Origin of the sequence: Azospirillum sp. TSH20 (genome assembly GCF_003115935.1) — a bacterium.
Classification (GTDB): Bacteria; Pseudomonadota; Alphaproteobacteria; order Azospirillales; family Azospirillaceae; genus Azospirillum.
Genome location: NZ_LGQU01000115.1, coordinates 1 through 13,044 on the forward strand (window position 1 = coordinate 1; position 13,044 = coordinate 13,044).

The following is a 13,044-nucleotide window of genomic DNA, read 5'->3' on the forward strand; positions in this document are numbered from 1 at the left end:
CCCCCCGGGGGGGGGGGGAGAGGGGATGGTGCGCAAGTGCGTAAGCACCCACTGCGTCTTCTCAACAGGACAATGCCGATGACAGCCGCCTTCGTTGCCGGCGCCGACGTGCCGTTGAAGCGTCGATTGAAACGGGCCGAGCGGGCCCGGCAGTTCCGTGCGCTGGGCCTGGTGCTGCCGCTGCTGGCCTTCCTGCTGTTCACCTTCGTCGTGCCGCTCGCCGGCATGATCTGGAAGTCGGTGGACGATTGGGAGGTGCCGCAGGCGATGCCGCAGACCGTGGCGGCGCTGGAGCATTGGAACGGCCAGGGGCTGCCCGACGAGGCCGCCTTCGCCGCGCTCGCCGCCGACCTCCGCACCGCGTATGACGCCGGCACGCTGGCCGTCGCCGCCAAGCGGCTGAACTACATCGTCAACGGCTATCGCACCACGCTGCTCTCCACCGGTCGCAAGCTGAAGGAGCAGCCGGCACCCGGCACCGCCAAGGAGACGCTGATCGGCATCAACCCGGCCTGGGGCGAACGCGAGAGCTGGACCGCGATCAAGAGCGCCAGCGGCCCGGTCACCAGCTATTACCTGCTGGCCGCGGTCGACCTGACCCGCAACGCCGACGGCGCCATCGTCCAGGCCCCGGCGGACCAGTCGATCTACCGCGAGGTCTTCGTCCGCACCTTCACCATCGGCTTCGGCGTCACGGCGCTCTGCCTGATCCTGGGCTTCCCGGTGGCCTATCTGCTGGCGAACCTGCCGACCGGCCGGTCGAACCTGCTGATGATCTTCGTGCTGCTGCCCTTCTGGACCTCGCTGCTGGTGCGCACCTGCGCCTGGATCGTGATCCTGCAGAGCGAGGGCATCGTCAACGGCTCCCTGCAATGGCTGGGCGTCATCGACGAGCCGATGCGGCTGATCTACAACCGGTTCGGCGTCTACATGGCGATGACCCATGTGCTGCTGCCCTTCATGATCCTGCCGCTCTACAGCGTCATGCGCGGCATCTCGCCGGCCTACATGCGGGCCGCCGCCTCGCTCGGCGCGCCGCCGATGACCGCCTTCCTGCGCATCTACCTGCCGCAGACCATTCCGGGGATCGGCGCCGGCTGCCTGCTCGTCTTCATCCTGGCCATCGGCTACTACATCACGCCGGCGCTGGTCGGTGGGGCCGCCGACCAGATGATTTCGTCCTTCATCGCCTTCTACACCACGGAAACGGTCAACTGGGGCCTCGCCTCGGCGCTGGGTGCGGTGCTGCTGCTCTCCACGCTGGTGCTGGCGCTGGTCTACGGCAAGCTGGCGCTCGGCCGCCAGACGACGGGAGGTCTGAAGAATTGAGCGCGAACCATTCCCCCCAAACCGCCAGCCAGCGCATCGCCTGGATCGCCACGATCGTCGCCTCCACGCTGGTGTTCATCTTCCTGATGGCGCCGATCCTGGCGATCGTGCCGCTGTCCTTCAGCTCCAGCACCTACCTGACCTACCCGTTGCCCGGCCTGTCGCTGCGCTGGTACGAGGAATTCCTCAATTCGGCGCGCTGGATGAATTCGCTGAAGAACAGCTTCATCATCGGCGTGTCGTCGGCCATGCTGTCGATGGCGCTGGGCACGCTGGCCTCGCTGGGGCTGGCCCAGTGGAAGAGCAAGTGGAAGCCGCTGATCCTGGCCGTCGTGCTGTCGCCGATGGTGGTTCCGGTGGTCATCACCGCGGTCGGCGTCTATTTCTTCTTCGCGCCGCTGGGGTTGACCGGCAACTATCTGGGCCTGATCCTGGTCCACACCGCGCTGGCGACGCCCTTCGTCGTCATCACCGTGTCGGCGACGCTGCAGAGCTTCGACATGACGCTGGCCCGCGCCGCCGCCTCGCTGGGGGCGCCGCCGCTGCTGACCTTCCGCAAGGTGATCCTGCCGCTGATCCTGCCGGGTCTGGCGTCGGGCGCGCTGTTCGCCTTCGCCACCAGCTTCGACGAGGTGGTGACGGTGCTGTTCCTTGCGGGACCTGAGCAGCGCACCTTGCCGCGTGAGATGTTCAGCGGCATCCGCGAGAACATCAGCCCGACCATCACCGCGGTGGCGGTGGTGCTGACGGTGATCTCGGTCTTCATGCTGTCGACGCTGGAAATCCTGCGCCGGCGCAACGAGCGGCTGAAGGGGAATGTGGGCTGAAGTGGTCGCTCATGACCCCCACCCCAACCCTCCCCCGCTGGGCGGGGGAGGGGGCAAGTGCTGAAGCGGGAGAGCGGCGGCAGTCCCTCCCCCGCTCAGCGGGGGAGGCTAGGTGGGGGTCTAACCTGCCAAGAATCCGCCCCTCACAAATACGGCGGCGTGCAGGCGCTGATCAGCTCGCACTCTTCCTCGCCGATGTTGCGGAACCTGTGCGTCACGCGGCTGTCGAAGAAATAGGCATCGCCGGGACCGAGCAACTGCTTGCGGTCGCCCACGGTCAGCTCGATCTGACCCTTGATGACGATGCCGCCCTCCTCGCCCTCGTGCTGCAGCATGGTGCGGCCGGTGTCGGCGCCGGGAGCGTAGCGTTCGTGGAGGATTTGCAGGTTGCGGCTGCGCAGGTCGCCGACCTGCCGGAAGGAAATCCGGCCGACGGTGCCCTTCAACTCATCAGCCAGTTCGATCAGTTCGTCGCCCTTGAAGAAAATCTGCTCGGGCGGCGGCAGATCGTCGGAGGAGAAGAATTCGGCAAGAGTCATCGGGATGCCCTGAAGCACCTTGCGCAGCGACGATACCGATGGGCTGCTGCGGTTCTGCTCGATCAGGGAGATCGTGCCGTTGGTCACTCCGGCCCGCTGGGCGAGCGCCCGCTGCGACAGTCCATGCTGTTCGCGGATCTGCTTCAACCTTGCGCCGACGTCGAATTCCATCACGGGACTCCTGCTCCACATCCGTTAACGCAATAGCCCATTCGTGCAACCCCGTCATCAGAATATGAACAGCTAAACAGGGGTTGTTTAATTTATTAAACATGGTAGGCTTCTGTCCAAGGTCCAGGCCCCCGTGACGGAAATCCTTGATTGGCAAGGACATTTCCACCGGGCGCGGCCGGACGGTTCCACAATCTTCATGCAGGGCGGATCGAACATGCTGTCGCTGAACGACCAGGGCCTTCTCCGAACCAAGGGCTACGTGAACGGTGCGTGGCGCGCGGCCGATTCCGGGAAGAGCTTCCCGGTCACCAACCCCGCCACCGGCGCCGTCATCGCCGAAGTGTCCGACATGGGCGCTGCCGAGACGCGCGAGGCGATCGACGCCGCAAACGCCGCCCTGCCGGCGTGGAAGGCCAAGACCGCCAAGGAGCGCGCGGCCATCCTGCGCCGCTGGTACGACCTGATCCTCGCCGCCCAGGAGGATCTGGCCCAGCTGATGACCGCAGAGCAGGGCAAGCCGCTGACGGAATCGCGCGGCGAGGTCGTCTATGGCGCCTCCTTCATCGAGTGGTTCGCGGAGGAGGGCAAGCGCGCCTATGGCGACGTCATCCCCAGCTTCGCCGCCAACAAGCGTATCGTTGTCCTGAAGGAGGCCATCGGCGTCGTCGCGGCGATCACGCCGTGGAACTTCCCGAACGCCATGATCACCCGCAAGGTGGCTCCGGCGCTGGCCGCCGGCTGCACCGTGGTGGTCAAGCCGGCCGAGGACACCCCGCTGTCGGCGCTGGCGCTGGCCGAACTGGCGGAGCGCGCCGGTTTCCCGGCCGGTGTCTTCAACATCGTCATGGGCCGCGATCCGGTCGCCATCGGCCATGAGCTGACCCACAGCCCGATCGTCCGCAAGGTCAGCTTCACCGGCTCGACCGAGGTCGGCAAGCTGCTGATGCGGCAGGCCGCCAGCACGGTCAAGAAGGTGTCGCTGGAGCTGGGCGGCAACGCCCCCTTCATCGTCTTCGACGACGCCGATCTGGACGAGGCGGTCAAGGGCGCCATGGCGTCAAAGTACCGCAACGCCGGCCAGACCTGCGTCTGCGCCAACCGCCTGCTGGTCCAGGCCGGCGTCTATGACGCCTTCGCCGCCAAGCTGGCCGAAGCCGTGAAGGCGCTGAAGGTCGGCAACGGCGCCGAGCCGGGCGTCACCCAGGGTCCGCTGATCAACGCCGACGCCGTCGCCAAGGTGGAAGAGCTGATGGGCGATGCGCTGGAGAAGGGCGCCAAGGTCGCTCTCGGCGGCAAGCGCCACGCGCTGGGCGGCACCTTCTTCGAGCCGACGATCCTGACCGGCATCACCACCGAGATGCGCGTCGCCCGCGAGGAGATCTTCGGCCCGGTCGCCCCGCTGTTCAAGTTCGAGACGGAAGAGGACGCCATCCGCATGGCGAACGACACCGAGTTCGGACTCGCCGCCTATTTCTACAGCCGCGACATCGGCCGCGTCTGGCGCGTGGCGGAACAGCTGGAATACGGCATCGTCGGCATCAACGAAGGCATCATCTCGACCGAGGTGGCCCCCTTCGGCGGCGTCAAGGAGTCCGGCATCGGCCGCGAAGGCTCCAAGTACGGCCTCGATGATTTCATGGAAGTCAAATATCTCTGCGTCGGCCTCGGCGCCTGACCGTCGTCAAAGGAAAGAAGACCATGAGCACCAACCAGTCCTTCGTCGCCCGTCGCGAGGCCGCCGTCTCCCGTGGCATTTCCGCCGGCATGCCCTTCTACATCGACCGCGCTGAAAACGCCGAGATGTGGGACATTGAGGGCAAGCGCTTCATCGACTTCGCAGGCGGCATCGCCGTGCTGAACACCGGCCACCGCCACCCGAAGGTGATGGAGGCGGTGAAGGCGCAGCTGGAGCGCTTCACCCACACCTGCGCGATGGTCACGCCCTATGACAGCTTCGTCGAGCTGGCGGAGAAGCTGAACGCGCTGGTCCCCGGCCCGACCCCGAAGAAGACCGCCTTCTTCACCACCGGCGCCGAGGCGGTCGAGAACGCCGTCAAGGTCGCCCGCGCCGCCACCGGCCGTCCCGGCGTCGTCGCCTTCTCCGGCGGCTTCCACGGCCGCACGCTGCTGACCATGGGCCTGACCGGCAAGGTCGTGCCCTACAAGGTCGGCTTCGGTCCCTTCCCGGCCGAGATCTTCCACGTGCCGTTCCCCAACGCCTACCGCGGCATCAGCGAGGCGGAGAGCCTGAAGGCGCTGGACAATCTGTTCAAGTCCGACGTCGATCCGGCCCGCGTCGCCGCGATCATCATCGAGCCGGTGCAGGGCGAGGGCGGCTTCAACATCGCCAGCCCGTCCTTCCTGCAGGCGATCCGCGCGGTCTGCGACAAGCACGGCATCGTCATGATCGTCGACGAAATCCAGACCGGTTTCGCCCGCACCGGCAAGATGTTCGCCGTCGAGCATGCCGGGATCGAGCCGGACCTGATCACGATGGCCAAGAGCCTGGCCGGCGGCTTCCCGCTGTCGGCGCTGACCGGCAAGGCGGCGCTGATGGACGCGCCGATCCCCGGCGGCCTGGGCGGCACCTATGCCGGCAGCCCGCTGGCGACCACCGCCGCGCTGGCCGTCATCGACGTCATCGAGGAAGAGAAGCTGATCGAGCGCGCCGAAAAGCTCGGTGAGCGCATCGCCGGCCGCTTCCGCACCATGGCCCAGCGCAACAGCCTGTCGGTGATCGGCGACGTCCGCAACCTGGGCGCCATGGTCGCCATGGAACTGGTGACCGACCGCGAGACCAAGGAGCCGGCGGCCGACCTGACCAAGGCGCTGGTCGCCAAGGCGGCGGAAAAGGGCCTGATCCTGCTGTCCTGCGGTACCTACGCCAACGTCATCCGCATCCTGGTCCCGCTGACCGCCTCGGATGCCCTGGTCGATGAAGGCCTGGACATCATCGAGCGTTCGCTGGAAGAACTGGTGTCGGCGTAATTGCTCCCTCTCCCGTCCCGGGAGAGGGAAGGGGCCCAAGCGAAGCTTGGGAAGGGTGAGGGGTAGTGCAAGGAACCATGCGCTTCCGGTTCCTTGGATCACCCCTCACCCTCCCGCCTTCGGCGGGGCCCTCCCTCTCCCGGGACGGGAGAGGGCGATAAAAAACCAACAGGAGGAAGACCTTGGCCGGACCCTTGTCGCACATCCGGGTGCTGGAGCTGTCGCGCGTGCTGGCCGGGCCGTGGTCGGCGCAGACGCTGGCCGATCTCGGCGCCGACGTGATCAAGGTGGAACGGCCGGGTGCGGGCGATGACACCCGTGCCTGGGGTCCGCCCTGGGCCGGCGACCAGTCGGCCTATTTCCTGTCGACCAACCGCGGCAAGCGCTCCATCACCATCGACTTCGAGCGTCCGGAAGGGCAGGAGCTTGTCCGCAAGCTCGCCGCCCAGGCCGATGTCGTCATCGAGAATTTCAAGGTCGGCGGGTTGGTCAAGTACGGCCTCGACTATGACAGCCTGAAGGCGGTCAACCCGCGGCTGGTCTATTGCTCGATCACCGGCTTCGGCCAGACCGGGCCGTACCGCAACCGCGCCGGCTACGACTTCATGATCCAGGGCATGGGCGGGCTGATGAGCATCACCGGCCAGCCCGACGGCGAGCCGGGCGGCGGCCCGGTCAAGGTCGGCGTCGCGGTGACCGACATCTTCACCGGCCTCTATGCCACCATCGGCATCATGGGCGCGCTCGCCCACCGCGACCGCACCGGCGAGGGGCAGCAGGTCGACCTCGCCCTGCTTGACGTGCAGGTGGCGGTGCTGGCCAATCAGGCGATGAACTGTCTGGTCGGCGGCAAGGCGCCGCAGCGGCTCGGCAACGCCCACCCGAACATCGTGCCCTATCAGGCCTTCGCCACCCGCGACGGCTACATCATCCTGGCGGTCGGCAACGACGGCCAGTTCGCCAAGTTCTGCACGGTCGCCGGCCGTCCCGATCTGGCGAAGGACGAGCGTTATTCCACCAACCCGGCCCGCGTCGCCAATCGCAAGGAGCTGGTGGCCTTGCTGGAGGAGCTGATCCGCACCCGCGACAGCCACGACTGGCTGGCCGCACTGGAAGGGGTCGGCGTGCCCTGCGGCCCGATCAACGACCTGACCGCGGTCTTCGAGGACCCGCAGGTGAAGGCCCGCAACATCCACCAGGATCTGCCGCACCCGACCCAGGGCAGCGTGCCGACGGTGGCGAGCCCGATCCGTTACAGCGGCACCCCGTTGGTGCACGACACCGCCCCGCCGACGCTGGGCCAGCACACCGACACGGTGCTGGCGGAATCCCTCGGCCTAAGCGAGGCCGACATCGCGGCCTTGCGCGAGAAGGGCGTGATCTGATCGCAGGAGTGGGGAGCCGGAAAGCGCCGACTTTCCGGCTGCCCGATCAGAACTCTGTCACCACGGTCACGCCGGCGCCCTCGAACCTGTCCATGGCCATCAGGGCGTTGATGGACTGCTCCAGCGTGATCGTTCTGCCGATCAGCTTCTCCGGTGCCAGCTTGCCGGAGCGCATCATCTCCAGCATGGCGTCGTAGCGGTAAGCCTGCATGCCGTGGCTGCCGAGGATTTCCAACTCCTGGGCGATGACGCGGCTCATCGGGATGGCCGGCGTGCTGTTTTCCGCCAGCATCAGGCCGACCTGCACATGCTTGCCCCGCTTGCGCAGGTTGCTGATCGAATTGAAGCAGGTGGTGGGGTGTCCCAACGCATCGAGCGAGACATGGGCGCCGCCGCGCGTGATCTCGAGGATCGTCTCGGCGACCTCACCGACCTCCGACGCGTTCACCGTGGCGGCCGCGCCGAGTGCTCGGGCCATGTCGAGCTTGTCTTCCGAAATGTCGATGGCGATGACATTGGCGCCCACCGCGTTGGCGATCATGATTGCCGACAGGCCGACGCCGCCGCAGCCGTGAACCGCCACCCACTGTCCGGCGGATGTCTTGCCCTGATCGACGACGGCGCGGAAGGAGGTCACGAAGCGGCAGCCGAGGCTGGCGGCCGTGGTGAAGTCCATCGTCTCCGGCAACCGCACCAGATTGATGTCCGCCTGATGCAGGCCGACATATTGCGCGAAGGACCCCCAGTGGGTGAAGCCGGGTTGGAACTGCCGGTCGCAGACCTGATGATTGCCGGAATGGCATTCGGGACAGGCGCCGCAGCCGCCGACGAACGGGACCGTCACCCGGTCGCCGACCTTCCATTTCGTCACATCCTTGCCGACCGCCTCGACGATGCCGGCCAGCTCATGACCGGGCACATGGGGAAGCCGGATGTCGGTGTCATGGCCGACCCAGCCATGCCAGTCGCTGCGGCAAACCCCGGTTGCCATCACCTTGACGACGACGCCATGCGGCTCCGGCGTCGGATCGGGCACGGTCATGATTTGGGGCGGTGCGGAAAACGCCTCGTAGACCACCGCTTTCATCGGGATTCTCCTGCTGGATTTTCCCGGCATTCTACGGCGAAGCCGCTGAAATTGCCTTTCAATTGAAGACAGGGCGTTCCCGAGATATGAAAGGGTTTTTCGGGAAAATCGGCTTTCTTGAAGGAATTCGCCGGTATGGACGCGCTCGATAAAATGGATGCCACGATCGTGGACCGGCTGCAGCAGGATGGCCGGCTGTCCAACGCCAAGCTTGCCGAGCAGCTGGCGCTGAGCGAGGCATCCTGCTGGCGCCGTCAGAAACGATTGGAGGACAGCGGGGTCATCAAGGGCTATCAGGCGGTGCTCGACCGCCGGAAGCTGGGTTTCGGCGTGATGGCCTTCGTGCAGATCGTCTGCACGCAGCATGGCGAGGAGGTGACCGCGGCGTTCGAGGCGGTCATCCAGGCCTGCCCCTATGTGCTGGGTTGCCACAACACCACCGGAGAGGCGGATTTTCTGCTGATCGTCGTCGCCCGCGATCTCGACGATTACAGCAGGTTCGTCGACACGGTGCTGCGAAAGCTTCCGGGCGTCGCCAGCATCCGGTCCAACCTCTCCCTGCGGGAGATGAAGGCGACGAACCGGCTGCCCGTTCTGGCGGAGCCCTTCCGCTGACGGTCCGGCTCTCGCAGCCGATGGAATTTTCGCATCGCTCCTGCCCGCCGGGCGGGGGTTGCGTTCGTCCGCCAATCCAGCAAAATCGCTGCCCGCCCAGGCCTCCGGCCTGCTCCTGCGGATCACGCCCTCAAACCATCCCCGGATCCCGTCCATGACCGCGGCCCCCGCGACCGACACCCGCCTCGGCATCCTGATGATGCTGGGCGGCATGACGCTGTTCACGCTGAACGACGCGCTCGGCAAATGGCTGGTGGCCGACCATCCGGTCGCCATGCTGATCGCGGTGCGCAGCCTGTTCGGGCTGGCGGTTCTGGCGCCGATGATCTGGCGCGACGGCTTCGCCGCGGTCTTCGCCGTCGACCGGCTGCCGCTGCACATCCTGCGCGTGGTCCTGATGACGGTGGACGTCGCCTGTTTCTATTGGGCGGTCGGCTATCTGCCCTTGGCCGACGTGATGACCATCTACATGTCGGCGCCGCTGATCGTCACCGCTCTGTCGGTGCTGGTCCTGCGGGAAAGCGTCGGCTGGCGCCGCTGGGTGGCGGTTCTGGTCGGATTCGTCGGCGTCGTCATCGTGTTGAATCCAACCGGCCGCTTCGACCTGCTGCCGTCGCTGGTGGCGTTGGTCGGCGCCTTCATCTTCTCCAGCGGCGTCATCTCAACCCGCGTCCTGCGCTCCTCCTCCAGCCTGACGCTGGTCGGCAACCAGATGGTCGGCGGCATCCTGATCGGCGGGGCGGCGCTGCCCTGGTCGTGGCAGGCGCCGGGCTGGCTAGGCTTCTTCCTGCTGGGGCTGCTGGGCGTCTCGGCACTGGGCGGCCACGCCATGATGAACCGCTCGCTGCAACTCAGCCCTGCCGCGGTGGTGGTGCCGTTCCAGTATGTGTCGATCCTGTGGGCGGTTGTGCTCGACCTCGCCGTCTGGGGCACCGCGCCGACCGCCCGCATGGGGGTGGGGGCGGCGCTGATCATCGGCAGCGGCCTGTTCATCGTCTATCGCGAGCAGCGCGTGAAGCGCGGCGTGGTGGCCGAAGGGGTGACGGAGGTGCCGTGAGGCGGTCCCTCATCCCCCGAAGAAGCGCGGCACCAGCCTGACCGTCAGCGGATCCAGCGGGCGCCAGCCATAGTCGCCGATGACGTCGTTGGCCTCCACTGGCCGTCGGCCATCGGCCAGCGACCATGTGATGTGGTAGGTCGATCCGTCCGGCCGGTCGCTGGTGCCGTCGATGGCGACGACCAGCGCCTGTACCCCCTCGCCGTCGTCGGCGCAGCCGATCACCTCGGCCAGCGTGGCGGTGGGTAGCGGGTCCTGCGGGCCGGCGCCGAACTGCAGCGTGACATGGTCGGCGACCAGCCGTTCATAGCGCGGCGGGACCTGGGCCAGCAGGCGGCCGCGCTCGTCGGCCGGCAGTTCCCACCCGGTGTATCCCGATCCCATCACCGCTTCCCCTAAGCCGAAAGGCGCCGGCACACTCACCGCCGGCCGCCTTTCATGATCCCGTCCATGATCTTATTCGCTTCCGCCGGCCCGGCAATCAGCTCAATCATGCGGATGGCGGTATAGCCGGTGCGGGCGTTGCCGGCGGGGCCGGCCAGTTCCTTTTGCGCCCGTTCCGTCAGCGAGGCGGTGGTCTTCTGCGTCATCTCGCGCAACTCGCCGCGCAGCCCCAGCGAATCGGCGATGGTCGCGCATTTGCGCAGCGCCCGCGCGTGGTTCTCCGCCTGGGCAAGCTGCGCCCGTCCCTCGCGGACGTCGCCGCCGTCATCCAGCGCGCCGATGGCCGAGACGATGCCGGCGTCGGCATCCTGCAGCACCTGGGTCTTCACCATGGAGTGGACGGAGCTGCGGACCTGTTTCAGCCGCTGGTCGAACTCCTTGTTGCGGCTCTGCTCCATCGCCGCGCGGGTGGCGTCCAGGGTGGCGACGAGGTCGAGCGCCAGATCGGCCACCGCCATGCGATCCGCATTCCCGGCGCTCTGTCCCGCCCGCGAGCGGTCCTCGATCTGGGCGACGACCGTGCCGCTCAGCGACATGAAAAGCGCGGCGCGGTCGGCCGATTTCTGCCCCAGATCCATGTCCCACAGTCCGCTCAGCAGCGCCGACGGGTTGGTCAGCCGCGACGCGGCCAGCAGCACGAAGATCTTCAGCGCGTCCGGCCGGACGCGGGACAGCCGCCGGCCGATGGCCTGGATCGCCTCGATATGGTCGGCGTGCAGCTTCGGCACCGGCTTTGGCGACAGCGCCGCCTTCAGCTCCGCCACCTCGGACGCGATGGACAGGATGACGGCGATGTCGGCCAGTGCCCGCGTCCGGTTGGGGTTCATCCGCAGGTCCAGCGGCTCGCTGAAATGTCCGGCCACCGCTCCCTCGGCGATCTTCGCCACCGCCGCCGCGCATTCCGTCCAGAACGTCTCGCGCAGCGCCTTATGCTCCGCCCCCTCCTCCAGGGCGGGGCGGTAGGCGCGCAGCCGGTCCTTGCCGATCTCCGCCTCGACCAGCGGCCACAGGCCGTTCATCAGCGACCGCTCGATCACGCTCAGCGGCACCGGGTCGGCCTTGCCGAGTGCTTCGAACAAATCCTCGAACGGGTCGCAGAACAGGCGCTTCAGGGTCGGCCGGCGGCTCAGCCGCAGCTCGACCAGCCGCGGGCGGATGACGGCGATGGTGCGCTGGATGTCGGGATGGTCGTTCATCTGTTCCAGCAGGCCGACGACCTGGCGGAACTTGGCCTCGTCGATGTCCATCAGCTTGTCGCCCAGCGCGACCAGATCCCTCATCTCCATGGTCAGGCCGCCTTCCCTTTGATCGTCTCGATCCGCATGACCAGATCGACGTCCAGCTGGCCGCTGCGCCAGTCGACATAGGCGCGCACCGACCGCTTGTGGCTGGAGATCAGCTTGTCCGCCATCATCGACTGGTCGGCACGGCCCTCGTCCTTCGGCAGCAGGGGGATGACGCGGAAGATGTCGTGGACGGCCATGTCCTGGCTGTGGCGGTCCTGGGTCTGCGCGTCGGTCCACAGCAGGATCAGGTATTCCCAGCCGTCGAGCAGCCAGGACAGCCGGCTCGACGCCTTGCGGATCAGCGCCCGCTTGGTCTCCCACTGGCGCAGCAGGGTCTCGAACGACGCCATCGCCTGATCGAGCTGGCCGATGACGTTGCGGGCATGGTTGACCGTGTGTTCCGCCACCTCGGCGCAGAATCCGCCGATAGGCGCCGCTTCCGACACGTTGTCGGTCGCCCAGTCGGTCATGCTGTCGCGGAAGCCCTGCAGGTCGCGCATCAGCCGCCGCAGCCGCGCCGGCTTGGGCGAGCTTGCCAGCCCGATCGACTCCATCAGCACCGCCAACTCGGCGATGCGGCCATACAACTCGGTCGGCTCCAGCGCCAGACGTTGCGCCGCCTTCATCATCAGGTCGCGCGTCAGCTTCTGCCCCTCGGCGGAGGTCAGGCCGACCCGCAGGATCTCCGTCGATTCCAGCCCGACCGCCTTCAGCGCTTCGACGATCAGCTGATAGTTGATGAGAAGCCGCTGCTCCTCGTCGTCGTCCAGCGCCGCTTCGGCCGCCGCCACCGCCCCGCCGCCGGCTAGCCCGCAGCGCGCCGCCTCCAGCACCGCCTTGCGGATGTCGTCGGGCGAACAGCCCTCGGCCTTGGCGATCAACTCGTGCAGCATCCGGTCGTGCACCGTCATCGGGAAGGCCAGCGGCAGCGACTTCCACGGCACCACATAGACGCCGCGCCCTTCCGACAGGTTGGGCACCAGCACCTCCAACTGGTCGCGGCTGTCCTTGCGCACGCGGGTCTGGGCCAGCACCGGCGTGGTGAAGGCCACCGCGGCACCGCGTTCCTCGAAGGTGGACGGGGCGAAATTGGTAAGGGAACGCATCGTGTCTGCGGCCGTGGCTGCTGGAAATGGTGGAACCGGATGATCGGGTGATTACGGCGCCGCGATGCTGAATTTTGCGTTAAATCCAATATAAGCGCCAACGGAAATATATCACCTTTGGACAGTACGCCCGGATCTCTCGCGGTACCCCCCGCCTGTGGCCTTCACTGTTCCGTCCGTTCGTCCGTTGTCGAAGAAGGACGGTGC

At 67.0% G+C, this 13,044-nt stretch carries 12 protein-coding genes; 7 read left to right on the forward strand and 5 right to left on the reverse strand.

The window, feature by feature from the left end; genetic code table 11:
* Positions 1–78 precede the first annotated feature (78 nt).
* Positions 79–1,329: an ABC transporter permease gene (locus TSH20_RS27755; RefSeq protein WP_109155952.1), complete on the forward strand. Its 1,251-nt coding sequence runs from the start codon at positions 79–81 to the stop codon at positions 1,327–1,329.
* On the forward strand, positions 1,326–2,156 hold the full coding sequence (locus TSH20_RS27760) for an ABC transporter permease (RefSeq protein ID WP_169054926.1): 831 nt from the start codon (positions 1,326–1,328) through the stop codon (positions 2,154–2,156). The genes TSH20_RS27755 and TSH20_RS27760 overlap by 4 nt, the downstream gene beginning before the upstream one ends.
* Positions 2,157–2,299: 143 nt before the next feature.
* Here TSH20_RS27760 and TSH20_RS27765 read toward each other — a convergent pair whose 3' ends face one another.
* Positions 2,300–2,866 carry a cupin domain-containing protein gene (locus TSH20_RS27765; RefSeq protein WP_109151829.1) on the reverse strand — a complete coding sequence of 189 codons (567 nt, stop codon included), beginning with the start codon at positions 2,864–2,866 and terminating at the stop codon, positions 2,300–2,302.
* A 217-nt stretch (positions 2,867–3,083) separates the two neighbouring features.
* On the opposite strand from TSH20_RS27765, the gene TSH20_RS27770 reads away from it, so the two are divergent.
* The 3 genes from TSH20_RS27770 (at position 3,084) to TSH20_RS27785 (ending at position 7,242) form a co-directional block, all read left to right on the forward strand.
* Positions 3,084–4,544 (forward strand): NAD-dependent succinate-semialdehyde dehydrogenase, encoded by a 1,461-nt coding sequence (locus tag TSH20_RS27770; protein WP_199231920.1) that lies wholly within the window; start codon positions 3,084–3,086, stop codon positions 4,542–4,544.
* A 23-nt stretch (positions 4,545–4,567) separates the two neighbouring features.
* Positions 4,568–5,857, forward strand: a complete 1,290-nt coding sequence (gene gabT / locus TSH20_RS27775; protein ID WP_109155953.1) for a 4-aminobutyrate--2-oxoglutarate transaminase — start codon at positions 4,568–4,570, stop codon at positions 5,855–5,857.
* A gap of 182 nt (positions 5,858–6,039) precedes the next feature.
* Positions 6,040–7,242 (forward strand): CaiB/BaiF CoA-transferase family protein, encoded by a 1,203-nt coding sequence (locus tag TSH20_RS27785; RefSeq protein ID WP_109155954.1) that lies wholly within the window; start codon positions 6,040–6,042, stop codon positions 7,240–7,242.
* Between the two features lie 46 nt (positions 7,243–7,288).
* On the opposite strand, the gene TSH20_RS27790 is transcribed toward TSH20_RS27785, so the two are convergent.
* Positions 7,289–8,329 carry a zinc-dependent alcohol dehydrogenase family protein gene (locus TSH20_RS27790; RefSeq protein ID WP_109155955.1) on the reverse strand — a complete coding sequence of 347 codons (1,041 nt, stop codon included), beginning with the start codon at positions 8,327–8,329 and terminating at the stop codon, positions 7,289–7,291.
* A gap of 153 nt (positions 8,330–8,482) precedes the next feature.
* On the opposite strand from TSH20_RS27790, the gene TSH20_RS27795 reads away from it, so the two are divergent.
* Both TSH20_RS27795 and TSH20_RS27800 read left to right on the forward strand, forming a co-directional pair.
* Positions 8,483–8,944, forward strand: a complete 462-nt coding sequence (locus TSH20_RS27795) for an Lrp/AsnC family transcriptional regulator (RefSeq protein ID WP_247874545.1) — start codon at positions 8,483–8,485, stop codon at positions 8,942–8,944.
* 154 nt (positions 8,945–9,098) lie between these two features.
* Entirely contained in the window at positions 9,099–10,001 is a 903-nt protein-coding gene (locus TSH20_RS27800) for a DMT family transporter (protein WP_109155956.1), read from the forward strand.
* Positions 10,002–10,010: 9 nt separating this feature from the next.
* Here the strand turns inward: TSH20_RS27800 and TSH20_RS27805 are convergent, their stop codons facing one another.
* Genes TSH20_RS27805 through TSH20_RS27815 form a run of 3 tightly spaced genes read right to left on the reverse strand, consistent with a single transcriptional unit; the run spans position 10,011 to position 12,837 of the window.
* Positions 10,011–10,385: a hypothetical protein gene (locus TSH20_RS27805; RefSeq protein ID WP_109155957.1), complete on the reverse strand. Its 375-nt coding sequence runs from the start codon at positions 10,383–10,385 to the stop codon at positions 10,011–10,013.
* A gap of 35 nt (positions 10,386–10,420) precedes the next feature.
* Entirely contained in the window at positions 10,421–11,731 is a 1,311-nt protein-coding gene (locus tag TSH20_RS27810; protein WP_109155958.1) for a hypothetical protein, read from the reverse strand.
* A 2-nt stretch (positions 11,732–11,733) separates the two neighbouring features.
* Positions 11,734–12,837 (reverse strand): hypothetical protein, encoded by a 1,104-nt coding sequence (locus TSH20_RS27815; protein ID WP_109155959.1) that lies wholly within the window; start codon positions 12,835–12,837, stop codon positions 11,734–11,736.
* Positions 12,838–13,044: the final 207 nt, after the last annotated feature.